Annotated in this window: 14 protein-coding genes; 3 read left to right on the plus strand and 11 right to left on the minus strand. The window is 58.1% G+C overall.

Annotation, left to right across the window (positions count from 1 at the left end; all coding sequences use genetic code 11):
* A partial coding sequence (locus RWK44_RS11730) for a N,N-dimethylformamidase beta subunit family domain-containing protein (RefSeq protein ID WP_410056135.1) occupies nt 1-3,327 on the minus strand: 3,327 nt, incomplete at its 3' end.
* A gap of 661 nt (nt 3,328-3,988) precedes the next feature.
* Between RWK44_RS11730 and RWK44_RS11740 the strand changes: the two genes are divergently transcribed.
* Nucleotides 3,989-5,302, plus strand: a complete 1,314-nt coding sequence (locus tag RWK44_RS11740) for a polysaccharide biosynthesis/export family protein (protein ID WP_131665645.1) — start codon at nt 3,989-3,991, stop codon at nt 5,300-5,302.
* A 246-nt stretch (nt 5,303-5,548) separates the two neighbouring features.
* Nucleotides 5,549-7,057: an O-antigen translocase gene (locus RWK44_RS11745; RefSeq protein ID WP_316028829.1), complete on the plus strand. Its 1,509-nt coding sequence runs from the start codon at nt 5,549-5,551 to the stop codon at nt 7,055-7,057.
* 73 nt (nt 7,058-7,130) lie between these two features.
* Here RWK44_RS11745 and RWK44_RS11750 read toward each other — a convergent pair whose 3' ends face one another.
* From RWK44_RS11750 to RWK44_RS11775, 6 genes are read right to left on the minus strand one after another with little or no spacing between them, the layout of a single operon-like run.
* Entirely contained in the window at nt 7,131-8,348 is a 1,218-nt protein-coding gene (locus RWK44_RS11750) for a DegT/DnrJ/EryC1/StrS family aminotransferase (protein ID WP_168282929.1), read from the minus strand.
* Nucleotides 8,345-9,319, minus strand: coding sequence for an NAD-dependent epimerase/dehydratase family protein (locus RWK44_RS11755; RefSeq protein WP_131641732.1), 975 nt, complete (start codon nt 9,317-9,319; stop codon nt 8,345-8,347). Before RWK44_RS11755 ends, RWK44_RS11750 begins: the two co-directional genes overlap by 4 nt.
* Nucleotides 9,316-10,035 carry an acyltransferase gene (locus tag RWK44_RS11760; protein ID WP_077979674.1) on the minus strand — a complete coding sequence of 240 codons (720 nt, stop codon included), beginning with the start codon at nt 10,033-10,035 and terminating at the stop codon, nt 9,316-9,318. Before RWK44_RS11760 ends, RWK44_RS11755 begins: the two co-directional genes overlap by 4 nt.
* Nucleotides 10,025-11,128, minus strand: coding sequence for a DegT/DnrJ/EryC1/StrS family aminotransferase (locus RWK44_RS11765; RefSeq protein ID WP_077979675.1), 1,104 nt, complete (start codon nt 11,126-11,128; stop codon nt 10,025-10,027). Before RWK44_RS11765 ends, RWK44_RS11760 begins: the two co-directional genes overlap by 11 nt.
* Nucleotides 11,125-12,162 (minus strand): Gfo/Idh/MocA family protein, encoded by a 1,038-nt coding sequence (locus RWK44_RS11770; RefSeq protein ID WP_168282924.1) that lies wholly within the window; start codon nt 12,160-12,162, stop codon nt 11,125-11,127. The genes RWK44_RS11765 and RWK44_RS11770 overlap by 4 nt, the downstream gene beginning before the upstream one ends.
* On the minus strand, nt 12,162-12,665 hold the full coding sequence (locus RWK44_RS11775; RefSeq protein ID WP_025398417.1) for an acyltransferase: 504 nt from the start codon (nt 12,663-12,665) through the stop codon (nt 12,162-12,164). The genes RWK44_RS11770 and RWK44_RS11775 overlap by 1 nt, the downstream gene beginning before the upstream one ends.
* Before the next feature lie 549 nt (nt 12,666-13,214).
* Here RWK44_RS11775 and RWK44_RS11780 point away from each other — a divergent pair.
* Complete coding sequence (locus RWK44_RS11780) at nt 13,215-13,991, plus strand: response regulator transcription factor (protein ID WP_132614741.1); 777 nt, start codon at nt 13,215-13,217, stop codon at nt 13,989-13,991.
* 172 nt (nt 13,992-14,163) lie between these two features.
* Here RWK44_RS11780 and RWK44_RS11785 read toward each other — a convergent pair whose 3' ends face one another.
* From RWK44_RS11785 to RWK44_RS11800, 4 genes are read right to left on the minus strand one after another with little or no spacing between them, the layout of a single operon-like run.
* Nucleotides 14,164-16,005, minus strand: a complete 1,842-nt coding sequence (locus RWK44_RS11785; protein WP_316028830.1) for a glycosyltransferase family protein — start codon at nt 16,003-16,005, stop codon at nt 14,164-14,166.
* 4 nt (nt 16,006-16,009) lie between these two features.
* Nucleotides 16,010-17,053, minus strand: coding sequence for a UDP-glucuronic acid decarboxylase family protein (locus RWK44_RS11790; RefSeq protein ID WP_168282922.1), 1,044 nt, complete (start codon nt 17,051-17,053; stop codon nt 16,010-16,012).
* Between the two features lie 45 nt (nt 17,054-17,098).
* Nucleotides 17,099-18,592 carry a sugar transferase gene (locus RWK44_RS11795; RefSeq protein WP_168282920.1) on the minus strand — a complete coding sequence of 498 codons (1,494 nt, stop codon included), beginning with the start codon at nt 18,590-18,592 and terminating at the stop codon, nt 17,099-17,101.
* Between the two features lie 7 nt (nt 18,593-18,599).
* Nucleotides 18,600-19,466: a WecB/TagA/CpsF family glycosyltransferase gene (locus RWK44_RS11800; RefSeq protein WP_027667004.1), complete on the minus strand. Its 867-nt coding sequence runs from the start codon at nt 19,464-19,466 to the stop codon at nt 18,600-18,602.
* Between the last annotated feature and the right edge of the window lie 66 nt (nt 19,467-19,532).

Below are 19,532 nucleotides of genomic sequence, written 5' to 3' on the forward strand. Positions count from 1 at the left end.
CGAGGCCGACGGATTGAACATCACATCGACCCAGTAATTCGTCTCAGCGAAGGTGGCCGTAGGGTACAGGCTGGTGCTGCCGTATCTGTATACGCCATTACCGCTCGCTGGTGCCGTCAGCGGACCGCTGGTTACGTTCGAGACGAAATAGTTGGTGGTTGTCGAGTAACGACCGGCATTGGTGTGGTACGACGCCGTATAGGTCTGTCCGGGCGTCAACGCCACAGGACTGGAAAAATTTGCGGCCTGCCAGCCGCTGGCGGTCTCGTTCGAAAAGGTGAGGGTTGCGATCCGCGTGCCGGTGCTCGACCAGAGTGAACCGGTATGCGTACCGGTGTCCTGGCTGCCCTTGTAGAAACGAATACCGCTGACAGTCCCTGCCACAGAGGTTTGGAAGCGGACTCCGAGTTCGACGGCTGACGCATCGTTTGTATTGACGACGGCCGGAGTCGCCGCGCCGAAGAGGGACGTGTAGCTCGGCCCACTGACGGTGACCGTACGTCCGGCCGAGGGTGTTTCGAGATTGATGTTATCGTCTACGGCGCGGGACCGGATCGTGTAGCTTCCGACGACCTGCGGCGACCAGCTATAGGTCCAGTTCTCATCGCCTGTCGCTGGATGCCAGCTTGCCCCGTTGTCGGTGGAAACCTCGACGCCGGCGATGACTCCGCCGCCCGTGTCTGCAGCAGTGCCCGTAATCGTCACGGTGGATCCGACGGTCGCCGTCGCGGGCACCGAAATGACGGAGGTCGGGGCAACCTGGTCCGACGAAGCAGTCGCGGCGACGAGTCCGGATTGCAGCGTCCCGGGCTGAATGCCCATATCGGCAAGCAAGTTGATCATTGCCTGCTGCACGCGCGGGTCCGTCGGAGTCGCCGTGAGGTCGTGATTGTCGCTCAGACCCCATGTCCAGTAGACGGTACCGGCGCCGAACACCAGTGCACCGCTCGGCGCACGATAGAGCGTCAGATTATGGGTCGCGGTCCCGTTGCCGGTCGTATTTCCGTAATCGAGCAAGTAGGTGCTGACCGGAAGCGTCGTCGACGACAGCTTGACAAGGCCAGCCGGATCGAAGCCGTTATCGACCGCTTCGTCCCATTCGTAACCAAGATAGTTCTTGGTGAGCGTTGCCGTCTGGCCAGGCTGAAGATTGGCAACGCTCGTATTGCGCCAGAAGCGCAGGTTGGCATCGTCATATCCGATTTTGATCGCCTGGAGATTGCTCCCGACATCATCGACCTGGAACAGCTGCCCGGTCAATGAGTTTTCCGGATTGCCGCCGCCGACAGCGGGTGGACTGAGGCGCGGATCACGGAATGTGCCCGTCCATTCGTTGGAAGGGTCGATGCTGGCGCTCGGCGACCAGGTCTCCTTGTAGGAGATCAGCGTGCGATAAGGCGTGCCGTCGGCGCTATAGGCATTGCCCCAGCGGGTGCGCCAATAAACCTCGTTACCGCTCCAGAACATCAGGTTGACGCCGGCATCGCGCGCGGCTTCGACATTGGTCCGCTGCTGTCCAGACCAGTATTCATCATGCCCGGCATCAATATAGGTCTTGTGATTGAGCAACAGGCTGCCATAACGGTCGACGTCGACACCTGACAGGTAGGAGACGTCATAGCCGTTCTGTTCCAGCCAGTAGATACCCGCATATTCGGCGCCGAACAGGTAATCCTGCGGGCCGGCAACGGTTCCCACGCCCCCGCGGGTCGCAATCGGCCGGTTATAGCTGACCGCATAAGCGCGACCCGCACCCTGCCCCGTCGCCGGACCGTTGCCGCCATAGAAGTTTGCGCCGCCCCAGCCGTTGTAAGCTTGCCAGGTCTGGTCTGCAGTCTGGAAGACGATGTCGCTGCGGCTGTCGTCGTCGCGCACGATGAACGGGATATGATTTTGGCCGGAGGTGCCATCTTGGCGCACGAGCTTAGCGATATAGACGCCCGAGACGGAGTCCTCCGGTACGGTCCACGAGGCTGACACGGCCCAGTTGCCGGCATCCACCGTGCCGGTCGAGGCGTTGCGCAACGGATTTGGCTGATTCTGCAATCCGGTATGCTGAATGGTGTCGACCTTGCGAGCCCCCATGCCGCCATAATAGCCGAGCCGGTATATGTCGATCCGGTAGTTGGTGGAATTGGTATTGATCTTGAAGCTGATCGTCTTGCCATTGTCGACGCTGATATCTGTCGCAAATCCCTCGATGTTGGAGCTACCGGCACCGTCGATGCCCCACTCGCTCTCCGGGTTACCCTGCTTCTGGTTTTCCAACACGATCAGGTTGCTGGCCGCAGCCGCGGCCGCCAGATTTTGCGTCGTCAACGACCGCTGCGTTGTAGGTGGCGTCGTCACCGAGCCGGAAAGGATGCCGATGCCCTTGGATGTGGCGGTGCCCGTTCCGGTCTCTCCGCCGCCTGGCAATGATCCGTTCAAGATCGTCGAATCCGTCCACGTTGCGGTTCCGCGCCAGCCCGAGAGAGGGGACAGAGTCCGATCGAGAAGCGGGTCGCTGGTCGAGGCGCCGATCGCCCGCTTGATCGTCGATACAAAGTCCGGCCCCTCGGTCAGCCTGGTCCCCGGCAATTGGCCGTCCTGTTGAAGCATGGCGCCGCCATGGGCCCAATCGAGAATCCGCGTGGGGGAGGTAAAGTAGCCGCATCCGCACACACCAAAGGGCATGCCAAACGCCAGTGAATCCGCGCCCGTCTGATGCGCAGTCGCCTGCGCTGACGGGCTCGATTCGAGAATGACGACATTGCCGGAGTGAGCACGCTCGCCCGTCACCGCAGGAGAACCTTGTCCCGAAACTCTCGGTGCAGGGCTTTGCGGCAAATACGGAGCCAAAGGATCGTCGCCTATGAGGCTCATTCCAGCGTAGGTGCGATAAAGGGACGATTGAGCCCCGAATGCAACTCCGTGCGCGTCCCGCTCGAAACCTGCAAAACCAGGCGTGTGGGCGAACAACCGAGACGCGGCAGTGTCCCCGCTTCGACCCCCTGTCTGGCGATTTGCTGCGAAAGCGTTAGGCAGGGCAGGCAAGAGCGGCGCTGGGTGGTTGCTATCGGCCCGACCATCTGTGTCGCCGATCAGGCCCGCTCTCTGTCCAATATCATGCTCATTGAGCGCCGCGTTGCTGTAGGGATTGTCGACAAGCGTACCATCATGCTTGTTTCCATCCGCCGTTTGCACGGTTGTCGCAAGTTGAGCACTATCCTCGCGCTTATCGGCAGGCTTGCGAGGCCTTTCCTTTCCGCCGACGGTCAACCATCGGGGAACCAAGGAATCCAGCAGGAGTGAGCGTGATGTCCACCGGCGAGCGTTGCGATACATGGCAGGCCCTCTCTCGCGAGATTATCGGGATCGAATCTACGGGGATCGTTTGCTACGAAGCTCTGAATGATAGCCCAAAAATAAGCGAGTAGGTCCTACGCCTTTTGCTCTACAGGCGGCATCCTTTGGGCAAGCGGCCGTGTTGGCATGGACCACGTGATGGGAAAGACACGCAAGTTGTTCGTTTGGAGGCCTTTTCTTTGCGCCGACCGTTAAGGCGACGCCGCCGGTCAATATCATCATCGCAAAATAAACGATCCAAACACGACGGCTCTGCCGCGAGGGATCGCTGGCCTTCGCGGCTCAAGCGCGTCGCGCTTTAGAACTTTGTTTTTACGCATGTCGTTAGCGCAAAATCGCTGCACACTTTTGCTCGACATGCTCTGGCGCGCCTCTTCCTGCGCGCATGACGTCCTGGTTTCCCGGGGCCGATGCCTCTGTGCCGCGCCGAAGGTATATGTTCCTACTCGGTTTAGGCTAAGCCCCCTCCCCCGCCTCATCAATAGTGATAAGGCGAAGCAAACAACCGCCACCTTCCTCAAGGCTTCGTCAGATTGCACACTGGCATTGCGGCTTCGGACCTGGCGCCCGATGCTCGCGTAGCGCCTAAGGCATTGACCCGGTGTCCGTTTAAGGACGCTTTTGCAGGCTGGACATGTAAATGAAGCTATCGTATCGCGTTCTTAACGTGTTCTTTCGGGCGACGCTTGTCATCAGTACACTCGTCTTTCTTGCCGGAGCTGTGCCGCCGGCTCTCGCCGATGACACTGCTTTTGCTCCGCAGACGAAAATCCGTCTGACGATTGTCCAATGGATGCAGTCGAAAGGCCAATATGAAAGATGGGATGCGCTTGGCGGTGAATATACCGTCTCGGATGAAGGCGCTGTCTTTTTGCCCTTTCTTGGATCCGTTTCCGTCGGCAATCGCGATAACACCAGCCTCACGAACGAGATTGCCAAGCGTTTGCAAGAAAAAATCGGATTGGTTCAGCCACCCGCGGTCACCATCGAAATTCTCGAATACCCGCCAATCTATGTCGTCGGAGACGTAACCACGCCTGGGCAGTACAAATTCCGCTCAGGACTTACCGTCCTGCAATCCCTGGCAATGAGCGGCGGCCCGTTCCGCGCCACAAGTCTGCAGCAATCGCAGACGATCAAACTCGCGGGCGAGCTGCGGGAAATCGACCACTCCCTGCTGCGCAGCACTGCCAAATTAGCACGGCTCCAAGCAGAGATGACCGGGGCAAAGGAGATAATTTTCGATCAGAGGCTCGGCGTCAATCAGCAATACGCCGCGGGAATATACAACGAGGAACGGGTCATTTTTCAGGCTCGCGCAAATGCGCTGGACAGGCAGTCGAAGGCGCTCACGGAATTGCGTGATCTTTTGAATAGTGAAGTCGGCATGCTGGGCGAGAAGGTGCAGGGCTCGGAGGACAATATCAAATCGATCGAGGACCAGCTGACCAGCGTCAAAACACTGGTTTCGAAAGGCCTCACCGTTTCGTCGCGTCAATTGGATCTGGAACGGTTGCTCACCACCTACCGCTCCGATCGGCTCGACCTTGTCACCGCCATCATGCGGGGCCGTCAGGCGATCAGTGAGACAACGCGAAATCTTGAGGGGCTTTATGATACGCGGCGAAGCGAAGTCGCTTCCGAATTGCAGTCGGAACAGGCAAGTCTCGACCAGCTCAAATTGAAGCGCGAGATGACGCAAAAACTGCTTCTCGATGACCTCGCGGCAGGGGGAAGCTCGAATATTACCGACGAGGCGCTCCCGCTGACGTTTACGGTGAGCCGGCGAAGCGAAGGCCAAATCAGGCAGTTCCAGGCCTCCGAGACAACGGCACTGATCCCGGGTGATGTTGTGAGGGTCGTTCGACCCCCCATAGTGGATCGCGTGTCTCAGGCCGCGCCCGCCGACCTGCCGCGTGAAACTGAAACACGCGCCAGTCAGGCAAGCCAGTGACCCGCGAAAAGCATGTATTGCAAACGATCTCGCAGCGGACGATTGACCAGCGCCAAGGCGCTCCGACTACCTGCGCGAGAGAAATTGCTCTTGATACAAGCTGCCATAAACCCGACCGGGTCTTGAATTCGCTTCCTGCCTCAACAGCAATGCCTGTGCCGCGTATCTCCGAAGCGGCGTTGGGCAACATGTCGGCGACATTGCGCCGGAGATCCCGCCCCACAGCATAGCGGCCAAGGACAATTGATGACTTTGCGCATGATCCCAGCCAGTGGGCAGACTTATACCCAGATCCTCAAGTCGACGATGCTGATGGGCGGTTCCTCGCTCGTGAACGTCGCTCTAAGCGTCATTCGTAACAAGGCGCTGGCCGTTCTGCTTGGGCCAGAAGGCGTGGGGCTCATGGGCCTCTACCAGTCAATCGTCGATATCGCGCAAACGGCCGCTGGTCTGGGACTGGGCGGCAGCGGGGTGCGCCAGGTCGCCGAGGCCGCCGGTACCGGCGACGAAGCGAGGATCGCACAGTCGGCCAAAGCGCTGAGACGCATATCGATGATACTCGGCCTGCTTGGCGCGCTCCTTCTTGCGGCGCTGGCATTTCCGGTCTCGGATTTCACCTTCGGCGACTACCAGCACGCCGGTGGCATCGCGCTGCTCTCGCTCGCCGTATTCTTCCGGATAGTGTCGTCCGGGCAGACGGCGTTGATCCAGGGCTTACGTGGCATCGCAAATCTTGCCCGCATCAATGTGCTCGTTGGTTTTTTCGGCACGGTGATCACGGTCCCACTGATTTACCTGTTCGGCGCGCAGGCGATCGCACCCTCGGTCGTAGCGATTGCGGCTGTCACAACACTCTCCACCTGGTGGTACAGCAGACGGATAGGCGCACACTCGCCGCGAATGTCGGCTCGCCAATTTGGTCAAGAGTGGGCACCTCTGCTGAGATTCGGCGCCGTGTTCATGGCGAGCGGACTTCTGACCTTCGGCGCGGCCTATGCCATCCGCATCATCGTATTGAAGGACGGGGGCGTGATGGCCGCAGGATTGTATCAGGCGGCCTGGGGGTTGGGCGGTCTCTATGCCGGCTTCATTTTGCAGGCGATGGGAACGGACTTCTATCCGCGCCTGACCACGACTGCGGACAATCACGCCGAATGCAACCGCCTGGTCAATGAACAGATGGAAATCAGCATCCTTCTTGCCGGCCCCGGTCTGCTCGCCACGTTGACGCTGGCGCCGCTCATGATGAGCCTGTTCTATTCTTCGGAGTTTCATGGGGCGGTGGATCTCTTGCGCTGGATCTGCCTTGGCATGATGCTCAGGATCATCGCCTGGCCGATGGGTTTCATCATCTTGGCGAAGCGTGCCCAAGCCATTTTCTTCTGGACGGAGGTGGCGGCCACGCTCGTGCATGTGGGCCTGGCATGGCACTTCGTATCGAAGTTCGGTACGCCAGGAGCCGGCATGGCGTTTTTCGGCCTCTACGTCTGGCATAGCATCCTCATTTACGTGATCGTGCGGCGGCTTACCAGCTTCCGCGGGTCCGCAGCCAACCGCAGGCACGTGCTGCTTTTCCTGCCTGCATCGGTGTTGGTATTTTCGGCATTTTGGGTCTTGCCGTTATGGCCGGCGATCGGGATCGGCGCCTTGGCCGTAGCTCTGACGGGGATCTACTCGCTGCGCATGCTGATCCAGCTTCTTCCGCCCGAGATGATGCCCGCAGTGATCAGAGGATGGATCGCGAAATTTGCCTAATAAAAAATGCGCATCGAGGCGATGCGCATTAGGCCCTGCGGCACAACGAGAATTGCATCACGCAGTCAGGAAATCATACAAGCGCGATGTCCCGATCGTGCTGTACGGCGGCGGGTATGCTGGCCGCCTCAGCCAACGAGCTTCGAAGTGCTTCGACAACCCTGACGATGTCGAGATCCGTCATCTGAGCATAAAGCGGCAGGATTATCGTTTGCCGCTGCGCTGCCACGCTTCGCTTCAGACTTGCGGCAGCACGATGGGAACTTTGGCCCGAATAGGCCCCCTCCAGATGGATGTTCATCACACCGCGCCGGGTGGATATCCCCTGATCGAGCATCGCTTGCATGACCGCTCTTTGGTCGACAGCATCAGGCAATCTCACACAAAAGCTCTGCCAGTTGCTGCGAGCCCAGTCGGGCTCGATTGGCAGCGTTAGCCCAGGGATCGTGGACAGGCGCTCTATATACTTCTCGGCAAGCCGCCGGCGCTGCGCAATCAGCTCCGGCAGCCGCCGCAGTTGCACCCGTCCGACCGCCGCCTGAAGGTCAGTCATGCGGTAGTTGTAGCCTAGTTCATCATAGTCTTCAAAGATCACCTGCCTCGAGCCGTGACGGACGGCGTCGGTGACGCTCATGCCATGTTGGCGCCAGAGGCGAAATTTTCGGTCATACTCGGGATTGGCCGTAGTCAACATGCCACCATCACCGGTCGTGACGACCTTACGGGGGTGGAAGGAAAAGCAGGCAATGTCGCCATGCGACCTGCCAATTTTTTCCCAATTTCCATCCCAAAGGATTTCGCTTCCCGTTGCGCACGCTGCATCCTCGATGACCGGTATCGAGAGGCGCTTCCCGATCTCAACGACAGGGCGAAGATCGCAAGGCATGCCAAGCTGATGAACGCACAGGATTGCCTTGGTCCGGGACGTGATTGCCCTTTCAATCAGGCTAGGGTCGATGTTGTAACCGTCCGCCTCGATGTCGATAAAGACAGGCACGCCATCGCAGTATCTGATGGCGTTCGCGGTTGCGATGAACGAGTGACTGACCGTAATGACTTCATCACCGGCACCGATACCTACCGCCATCAAGGCTAGATGCAGTGCGGTCGTGCAGTTTGAAACGGCGCAGGCATGTGCTGCGCCGACAAAGGCAGCGAATTCACTCTCGAAAGCGGCAACTTCCGGCCCCTGCGTCACCCATCCTGATAGAATAACGCGACGGACAGCCTCCGCCTCCTCCTCTCCGAGAACGGGCTTGGCAACTGGAACTACAGGTAGCGACGGGCTCATGCAGCTTGGCCTCCTGCCGCATCGGTCTTCATCTTCCACCAGGCGACAAGGTCGCGAAGCCCTTGTTCCATCGATATTTCCGCTTTGAAGCCCAGGAGTTTCTCGGCCTTGCTGATATCGGCAAGACGACGGGTTACGCCGTTTACCGTGCGGGCTTCTTTGTGCTGCGGTTCGAGTGAGACCCCCATGATGCTGCTCAGCATCTGCGCGAGTTCCAGGAGGCTTATTTCTCTGCCGCTCGCGACGTTGAACACTTCATCCGTGACATCGCTCTTCGCAGCGAGCAGGTTTGCCCGGGCGATGTCACGTGCATCGACGAAGTCCATCGTCTGGCTGCCGTCTCCATAGATGAGGGGTGGCATTCCGGTCGCCAGACGCTCCATCCAGCGGATCAGCACTTCGGTATAGGCGCCGTAAACGTCCATTCGCGGCCCGTATACGTTGAAATAGCGCAGCGCCACATAGCGCAGACCGTACATCTCCGCAAAGCTGCGAAGCAGCCCCTCGTTAAACGTCTTGGCCGCGCCGTAGATCGTCCTGTTATTATAGGGATGATGCGCTTCGGTGGTCGGAAAGCTTTCGGCCAAACCCAGCACAGAGGCAGAAGAGGCAGCGACGACTTTCGACACGCCCGCCTTTACGGCAGCTTCGAGAACATTGAACGTGCCTTCGGCCAGCACATCGAAGGCAAGCCGTGGGTCTTCCGCGCATTGCGTGATGCGGATGGCCGCCTGGTGAAAGACGATGTCCACGCCCTCGAAGGTTCTCGCCAACAAGGCTCTGTCACGGATATCTCCCTCAATGATGTTGACCGACCCGCCACCTATTGCCGTGCTGAGATTGTCCCGGCGTCCGCGCACGAAGTTATCGAGGATGATAATCTCCCGCGGCTTCTCCAATGCGACGAGATCGGCGATATGCGACCCGATCAGGCCGGCTCCGCCGGTAATGAGTACCCGTTGATTTCTCACGATCTTCCTCCATGCGATAAATCCAGCACAGGATCGGCTTCCGTGCGCCAGCGTATGAACTTCGCCGGCACGCCCGCCACGACTGAAAACGGTTCGACATCGGAGACAACGACTGCACCCGCTCCGACGATCGCCCCTTTTCCGATGCTCACGCCGGGAAGAATCGTTGCGTTCGTTCCAATATCGGCCCATGCGCCGATGCGGACCGGCTTGATTTCGAGATCGGTGCGAATGATCGGCACATCCACCGGCTGTGCTGTGTGGGTCGAGCCAAGCACCTTGGCGCCAGGGCCCCAGCCGACACAATCCTCGATAACCAGGTCGCGTGCGTCGAAATAAGCCATCGGGCCGATCCAGACATTGTCGCCGATCACGCAAGTGCCGTCGAAGCGGCCCTGGATATAGGCCTGAGCGCCGATGAACACGCCATTGCCGATTTCAAACGTTTCCGGATGTTTGAAACCGGCGCCGCCCGCAACCTGCAGTCCCGTGCCGCAGCTCCGCGCGATCGCTTGCCAAATGGCTTTCCGCATCAGAGTGTCGACGACCCCGTCGCCTGTGGCGAAACGACCATAGAGGTCTATCAGGCCAGCGCGCCCGTATGATTGTCTGAGTTCTTCGACCAACCCAGTTTGGTAGCCAGGATCTGCCGGCCTTTCATGGCGACCATGGACCGCCTGCACCAGTCGAGCCTCGCCGGCGCGGTTAACTGACATAGGCGTACTCCAGCGCGGCGACCACCAGGTCAACGTGTCGTACAGGCATCTCTGGATAGATCGGCAGCGAGAGGACCTCCCGTGCCGCGGCTTCCGAGAGTGGGAAATCCCCGGCCTGGTAACCAAGGTCGGCATGGGCTTTCTGCAGATGAACAGGGATGGGATAATGGAGCCCGGACGGAATGCCTTCCGCGCTGAGCAGCCGTTGAAGCCCATCGCGATCACGGCTTCTTATGGCATAGACATGATAGACGTGACGCCGGTCGGATGCTTCGACAGGGGTCGTCAAAACCGTCGACCCGGCAAGCAGCGAAGAGTAGCGGCGCGCATGCGTGCGACGCGCCTCGGTCCAGGCTTCAAGGTGCCGGAGCTTGACACGCAGGATCGCGCCTTGAATGGCGTCCATGCGATAGTTAAAGCCCTTCAGCAGATGGTGATAGCGCTGCTCCTGACCCCAGTCTCGCAGCATGCGCATCGTCTTGGCCTGATCATCGTCATTGGTAACGACCATACCCCCCTCGCCGCAGGCGCCGAGGTTTTTGCCCGGATAGAAGCTGAAGCAGCCGGATAGGCCGATACTGCCGGCGCGGTGGCCTTTGTATTGCGCGCCATGGGCCTGGCAGGCGTCTTCGATGACGGGTATCCCGTGGCGCTCGGCAATTGCCTTGATCGCGTCCATATCGGCCATTTGACCGTAGAGATGGACGGGAACAATGGCCTTGGTCCGGGGAGTAATCTTTGCCTCGACTTCCGCCGGATCCATCGTGAGTGTCACGGGCTCAACATCGACGAACACGGGTCGTGCGCCCGTGTAGCAGATCGCCGACACGGTTGCGACGAACGTGAATGGCACGGTAATGACCTCATCGCCGGGACCAACGCCCGCCGCAAGCAGGGCAAGATGCAAGGCACTCGTTCCGGTGTTGACGGCTATCGCATGCTTGACGTTGCAATAGTCTGCGAATTCCTGCTCGAAATGCGCGACCTCGTCGCCCAATACGTACTGCCCCGAGGCGAGGACGCCGAGCACGGCGGCGTCGATCTCACCCTTGATTGATTGATATTGTGCCTTAATGTCCAGGAACGGGATCATGCGATGCGCCTTGCCTCTTCGAGCTCGATGATGCGACCGCGCTGGGCCAACGACCGGCTTGCTGCCTCCAGAATCCGAACGACGCGCAGGCCGGCATGGCCGTCCGTAATGGGCCGCGAATTCTGCTCGATGCATTCGACGAACTGATCCAGTTCGCGTTTCAGTGCTTCGGTCATATCGAGCTTGGGCGCCCACATGTCGCCGCTGCGGTAGCCGACCATCATCTGATGCACCTTCTCGCCGTAAGCCTGAGAATTGGGGTTCAACGTGATGCCCTTGTCATAGATCTTGATTTTTTCGCTGGGCTCCAGATCGTCGTAAACGATCATCTTGTTGCTGCCACCGATCAGCGTGCGGCGCACCTTGACCGGCGCCAGCCAATTGACGTGGATGTGTGCGATGAGCTTGCTTTCGAAGAAGAGCGTCAGGTAGGCGATGTTTTCCGGCTCGCCGAGTACATGGCTCATGCCTGTCGCTGAAACAGCCACCGGCCTTTCCTGCACAACATGGTCCAGGATGGAGAGATCATGCACCGCGAGGTCCCAGATGACGCTGACATCATGCTGAAAGAGCCCCAGATTGACCCGAACCGAGTCATAATAATACATGTCCCCCAAGCCGTTCTCGACCAGTTCACGCATCTTGCGGACGGCGCCGGTATGGACGAAGGTGTGATCCACCGCCAGCACGAGGCGTCGACGTGTGGCCTCTTCGACCATCCGCGAAGCTTCCTCCGTCGTCGATGCCATCGGCTTTTCGACGAAGACATGCTTTCCGGCCATCATAGCCTGCATTGCAAGCTTGAAATGGGTGAAGACCGGGGTCGCGATAGCGATGGCATCCACTCTTGGATCACGCAGCACTTCCTCGAAATCATCGGTGATCGTCACGGCGGGGTAGCGGCTTTTGACAGCCGCCAACCGGTCAACATTGAGATCACAGACAGAAACGAGGTGCGCTCCGGCTGCCTCCGAGATGTTGCGAACCAGGTTCGGCCCCCAATATCCATACCCAACAACAGCGATGCCGATCATCACATTCCCTCCAACGCGTGCATGTCGACTGGCCCGTCATTGACACGGCCGATAACCCTGGCTGGAACGCCCGCGACGATGGCGCCATCCGGCACATCCTTTGTTACAACCGCTCCCGCTCCGACCTGGGCAGCCTCTCCGATCGTCACGCCGGGCAGAATTGTGGCGTTGCTGCCGATCGATGCGAGGCGCTTGACAAGCGTGGGGATGAGAATCCAGTCGGCCTCCGTCTGCAGGCTGCCATCCCGATTGACGGCGCGCGGGTAGGTGTCGTTCGTAAACATGACCCCGTGGCCTATGAACACGCCATCTTCCAGGGTCACGCCCTCACAGAGGAAGGAATGGCTGGAGATCTTACAGTCTTCTCCGACGATGACGTTCTTCTGAATCTCGACGAAGGTGCCGATGCGGGTTCCTGCTCCGATCGTGCAGCCGTAGAGATTCACAAGATCTCGATGGTGGATGACGCTGCCTTCACCCAGCTTGACGTTTGATGCAATCATCCCTGCAAACTCCCTACTCCTAACAGGCCCGATTTTCAGTCAAACAAATAATCGTTCGATTGCGTCCAAGGCTTCACACCAACAGGAGAAATACTTCTCTCCATTCCAAAGAGAATTGTTTTCTTCATCTGAGTAAAGAAACAAAACGTTTAAGCTTATCCGCCGAAAGGCGTATCTACTTAAGACGACTTACGCCCTGGTTTATGCCCCTGACCATCATTGGTGGTGGGGTTACCCCCCGCACTCGTCGGCTGCTTACGTCGGAGACAGCGATGGTTTCCATGCATTTAGGGGTTCATCGCCAAACGGCGACGCAACAACAGAGACTATCCCGCAAGCTCTCTAGTAAGACCTAGGTCTATACTCAGGCTTATCTTCAACATCTTATCCATTTATGGAATCTGTGTAGTACTTAGCCTATATTAGCTACTGTAACGCTCGGCGAATTGTGGTATTCGATTCCTACTTTAGAGTTTCCTAAACCCCCGTATTGAGAGGGGTTGGTACTCGGGTCTTAGTTGAGCGTAACGTGTTAGGGGAGGGTAAGCTGTGAATTCAGCACTTATACCGAATTTGGACCTCAGGCAGGAGAACGTAGCTCTTCCCCTCAGGATAGATAATCCGAACACATCTGCCGCGCCGGGAAGACACACGCATTCGCTTGTCATTCTCGATAATCGTGAGCTCGATCGTCAATGCCTGGCGCAATGCATGGCTGCCCAAAAAGCGGATTTGCAGATTTTGGCCTTTGGATCAATTGAGGAGTGGAAGCAGAAGCGCGACGAATATCCCCCGCTTTCGGCAATCCTTTTGAACGTCGGCGGCAAAAAGATCGATGAACCGGCCGTTTCGGAGCAAATCCGGAAGCTTTCGTCGGAATTCGCATCGACGCCACTCATCGTATTGGCCGATAGCGACGATTTCGGTCAAATCGTTAGGGCACTTGAGTACGGAGCCAAAGGGTTCATACCCGCCTCAGTCAGCGTCAGTGTCTGTATGGAGCTGATCGCGCTGTCGGTGGCAGGAGGAATTTTTGTGCCTGCAAGCGCTCTGTTCGCCATGCGTCACTTGCTGGACTCGAGCAATTCGACCGCACGCCCGCTAGCCGGCATATTCACGGATCGTCAAGTCGAAGTCGTGGAGGCGCTCCGACGCGGAAAGGCAAACAAAATTATCGCTTATGAGCTCAACCTGCGAGAAAGCACTGTAAAGGTGCATGTTCGCAATATTATGAAAAAGGTCAAAGCGACGAACAGAACGGAAGTCGTGTTCAAGCTCAACGATCTTTTTCTTTCGGGCGGCTCTGCGACAAACAGCCTGTGCTGATGCGTCGGCCGATCAGATCTTGCATCGCATCACGAGCGCATTCTCGCTCTAAACATGCTCGGTGGCTGCGCGACAAATACGCCACCGAGTCCCCGATTGCATCTTCAGCCTCACCGGAGAAGTTTGTCATGCACGCCTCTCCAGGTGAGGCTGTCTGCATGTGCGTTCACAGCTAATTGCCGGTGCCCATTGGAAGCCTGGAAAGCGCCGTTCGGATCCTGCGCAACGGGCCTCTCCGCGAATGGGGGACCAGACGCCGCGCAAGATGCCAGAAGTATCGGAACTCAGGCAGCGGCGGTACATTCGGCCTCAGGCCATTCAGGCGCAGTCTGACCATCAGGCCATCGGCGCCTGAATATAGTCGCAGACGCCAACCAGCATCACGTTTGAAGTGTAGAAATGTTACTTTCTCGCCGGCGCCGCTTCGGCCGACGGGAGCGTGACGAAGAACATTTGCAAGATCTGGCTGCTGACACCGCTCAAGAATATCGGAGAACCATGCAAGCCAATCGGAATCGCTCCGATCGGAAAGCTGATGAATGCTTTTTCGATCGCTGCCATACCGTCCCGAGACGACCCCATCGCCTGAGCGACCGAGTTGCGCGATGACGAGGCGCGCGCGCCTGAATTCGTCGTGGGATAGAGATGGATAGAAATCTTGCAGCCTCCGCGCCCGCTCAAACTGGCCTCTGCAGATCAAAGCGAGAAGGAAGTACGCCCACTCGACCGGATCCGGGTTGAGTGCCCCATATTCGGTCATGGTCACCTTGACTAGGTCCACCAGAAGGTCATAGGCGCGCTCGGCGTCGCCCTCCTGCAACGCGCAAATGGCAAGGCGGAATTTAGCTTCGGGGAGGTACGATACATAATCCAGGCAGCGTGCGTAGCAGTGCTTCGCCTCCTCCACCCTGCCCTGCTCGAGAAGCAGGTCGCCCTGCTTCAGTAAAGCGCGATCGCTCGCTTCCCCCACGATATGGATGCTCTCTTGCTTGGAGATCCGCGGGACCTTTGTAAGATCGCCGAACGGGCCGGACTGGATGATCTTTTCGCCGAACTGCAGGCCCTTGTTCAGCATGAACCACTGATATATTTGCGGCCTGTGGATCAGTGTATGACGCGCATGGATCAAACTGTAACCTGCTGTCGTGATACGCCGTATTTCGTCGGGATGGGCAAAAAGGTAATCCAGTCGCTCGACGACGTTGCGCCCGTCAACAAAGACACAGTTCTCCATGTCGACAAAGCCGGCTGCCTCCACGGCTGCCGTGCGTTCCGTCACGAGACAGGCCTTTGCCCCGGGAATCTCAAAATGCTTGCGCACGACCTCGCCGCCCATAGTGCCGCATGTGGGGACGATGAGGCTCGCGTTGAGCGCGCGCGCATAAGCCTCTCCAGACAGGAGCTGGGAAGCTAGCTTGCTCTCATAGGCGTGTTGCGGCGAGACCAGGCAGGGGTAACGGTCGCGGATTATCGGAAAGACCGTCTGTCGCCAGGGATAAAGGCCGTAGGCCTGACCTGTGAGCATGGCCGGGATGACCTTTTGCTGGCCATAGTCGTGGTAGACTTCGGGATCGATGAAATTTGGCCAGACGAACAGATTCTCCTTCACCGCCGGCATATATTCCGGAGCCATCGTTGCGATCGCGAAATACGCCTCGATTCCCCACTGCTCCATATCGGAAAGGAAGCCCGCGCGTCGATCGCACCATGCGTCAGCGTTATGAAGGCCAAGCTTGGGAACGGCGATATGGGCATTGGTGTTGGTGATTTTTATCCGACGCGAGCCATGCGACCGATAACCGCTTTCAAACAGCGTCAGATCCGGCTCGTACCTGTCGCATATCTCCGCATAATCGCAGTCGCGGTTAATGACGACGACATCGAAATGTGTTGCGAGGCATTTGACCTGCTGCTGCATGTGCAGCAGCAGGTAACCGGCCGCGTTCGCATTGGGCTGATGGTCCCATTGAAAAAAAACGAGCCGCGGCTTTCGATCATCAACGGTGCTATTCATGTCCCTATCGAATGGCTTCAGGAGCAGTGAGTTCGACGTTGGCAGACGCCAGATGCGGATAAGCCTCTTGCGAGGACTTGACGCTAAGCCTGTTCTTCACGCCGCCGGAAAGCTTCCACTCGAAATAGGCGATCGTTCTCTCAAGCCCCTCACGAAGGTTCACCTTCGGCTGCCAGCCCAGTTGTTGCGTTGCGCGGCTGATATCGGGCTTGCGCTGTGTCGGATCGTCAACTGGCAGATCCTTGAAGACGATGCCGGACTTCGATCCGGTCATTTCGATCACCATTTCTGCCAATTCACGGACCTGGAATTCTCCGGGGTTGCCGAGATTGATGGGGCCTGTGACCCCAGCGGGCGCCGCCATCAGACGGATAAAGCCATCGATCAGGTCGTCCACATAGCAGAACGATCGTGTTTGCCTGCCGTTGCCAAAGATGGTGATCGGCTCGTTTCGAAGCGCCTGAACGATGAAATTGGAGACGACACGGCCGTCATTGGTCTGCATGCGCGGACCATAGGTATTGAAAATCCGCGCCACCCGAATTTCCACGCCATATTGGCGATGATAATCGAAGAACAGCGTCTCTGCGCACCGCTTGCCTTCGTCATAACATGCCCGCGGGCCTATGGGACTGACGCTGCCTCGATACTCCTCGGGTTGAGGGTGGACTGCCGGATCGCCATAAACTTCGCTTGTGGATGCCTGGAAGATCTTCGCCTTGGTGCGTTTTGCCAAGCCGAGCATATTGATGGCCCCGTGCACATTGGTCTTCACGGTCTGCACGGGGTCGTGCTGATAGTGGACCGGAGATGCCGGGCAGGCGAGGTTGTAGATCTCGTCGACCTCCACATAAAGCGGGAAGGTAATGTCATGGCGGAGCACCTCAAAGCGAGGATCGTCAAGAAGATGCAGCACATTGTCGCGCGAACCGGTGTAGTAATTGTCCACGCAGAGGACGTCATTGCCCTCTCGCAAAAGCCTTTCGCACAGGAATGATCCCAGAAACCCGGTGCCGCCGGTTACCATAATTCGCTTTTGTCCGTGCATTGGTATGCTCCGTTGTTGATGGTTGCCTCGCGGAAGCGAGGATGGTCAGTAGGCTCCCCCGCGCTTGAACACCGCGGGGATTGTGCTGAGAAGAATTTGGCAGTCGAGCCACAGGGACCGGTTGTCGATGTAGAACTCGTCAAGTTGCTGCTGCAGTTCGATGTCCGCATTGCTTCGTTCGGATATCTGCCAGAGGCCCGTCAGCCCCGGTGTTACCGAACGCCGCTTGTCACGAAATTCGCTATCCATCGCTGAGAGGTGATATTCTGGAAACGGACGCGGTCCGACGATGGCCATCTGCCCCGCAATGATGTTTGCCAATTGCGGCAGCTCGTCGATGCTCGAAGAGCGCAGCATATGTCCTATAACCGGAAGGACGCGCGGATCGTCCTTGAGCTTGAAGTGGCTCAACCACTCGGCGCGCATGTTAGGGTCATCTCGGAAGACTGCTTCGAGGCGCTGCTCTGCATCCTGATACATCGTCCTCAATTTGAGGACGTGCACCGGCTTGCCGGACCGCCCCTCCCTGGTGTGCCAGAAGAAGACGGGGCCTGGATCAATGGCATAGATTGCAGCCGCTGCAAACGCGATGAATGGGGCGACGACAATCGATGCAGGGATGGCGATTGCGAGATCGAGGATCCGGCGAACCAAGTCCGAGTTGATTGAACTCCCACTGTTGATAAGGCGAATACCGATCTCTCCGCCGACATCCGCAGGTCGCAATCCGCTTACCTTGAGGCTCGGCGTATCGGACAGCAAAATAACTTCGGCGAACTTCCGACGCATCGCCGCCAAATCGGATGCAAGCGCGCCTGTGGCGCCCGCAATCACGGCAATGGATGGCCCGCCATCGGGCAATGCCTCCAAACTATCGAGGGAGATGGCCTCCGGCCTGATGCCATACTGCCAGTGGCTCTTGAAATGCGCCACGAGAGCGGGAGTAAGGTCGCCTCCCCCCATGACAACCGCGCGCTCCCCCCAGATTCCAAGTTCCCAGCACAGGCTCCGTGCAAGCCAATGCCCAAATGGCTGAACAATCAGCCCGAGAGCGAGGAACCCAGTGACGGCAAGCAGCAGTCGTTCCCCCTCCGGCAGGATAATTGCTCCAAACGCCGCCAGGACAGCCACCTTGACGCCAGCGACAGTGCGCCGCCGCAGATGTTCATGGTCATGCAACCGATACCCAGGATAGAGGCCGGCCGATGTGTAAAGAATAATCGCGGCGAATGCTGCGATCGTGAACGTACGCTCCGCCAGCGTGCCCTCCAAACCACTGGGGAAAAAGGACAGGACAACAAAGTAGGCAACCAAATAGCTTGCAATGTCGCCGGCGACCAGGAAGGACGAGGTTGCAAGCCGAGGAAGCCGACTCCGTAGTGCGACGGGCATATACAGCCCTGCCCGGTCAAAGGGATCGGCGGTCTTAGCTGCTATGGGCGGCACGGAACCTGCCGCAATCGCCCGCGACGTCATGTCATTTGAGGTGGCTGCCTTCGGCGGCCTCGGTGTCATTGCTGGCGACGCAAATAAGGACATGATGGCTTTACACCTTTGCAGCTGCTTCTTTTGGCGCGCTTGGTCCAAAAACCGCGTCTTCGATCGGAAACTTTCGAAGCCCCAGTCTCTGGAATGCCGTCAGTGAGATGAACGTCGGCACGACGACCGCATAGCGCCGCCACAGCCGTCGCGGCTCGCATAAAAGACGAAACGCCCATTCGAAGCCGCTTCTTTGAATGATCCTTGGAGCCTGCCGCTTGAGGCCGGCGTGGAAATCGAATGCGGCTCCGACACCGATGAGCATCGATGCTTCCAGACGATCGCGCATGCGCGCCATCCAGAGTTCCTGCTTTGGACTGCTCAGCCCGACCCAGATGATATCGGCGCCCGATCGATTGAGCTGGTCAGCAATCTCCGTTTCCTCCCGCGTCGACAGTTTGCGAAAAGGTGGCGCATAGGAGCCGACGATCCGAGCTTGCGGAAATTTTGCGAGAAGGCGCGCCTGCAGCTGTTCGAGCGTTTCGGCCGTTGCGCCATAAAGGAAGTGGCGCAAGCCCTTGGAGCTGCCGGCATCGAAAACGGATAACATCAGGTCAGGTCCATAGACCCTGTCGCTTTCCGCATGACCGGCACGCTTCAATGCCCATACCAACGGCATGCCGTCGGGTGTTACGAGGAAAGCCCGGTTATGTATCGACCGGAGCTCGGGATCATCTTGACACCGGACCACGCCGTGCGCGTCGCGAACGCACACATATTCCTTCCTGCCGTCTTCGATCGCTTTTTGAATAAATCCGGTGGCACTCTTGAGATTAACTGCCGAAATTCGAACACCAAGGACATTAATACATTCCAAAGAACTCGTTTGGTTGAGAACTGAATCTTGGCTTCTGTCTGCTGATTGCTTTCTCATGACCTACGCTTTCGCGATCTAAACTGTCATCAGAATATGCTGCCAAGACGATTGCCTCCATACTTG

Origin of the sequence: Rhizobium sp. 25PS6, from assembly GCF_032464655.1 — a bacterium.
Classification (GTDB): Bacteria; Pseudomonadota; Alphaproteobacteria; order Rhizobiales; family Rhizobiaceae; genus Rhizobium; species Rhizobium laguerreae.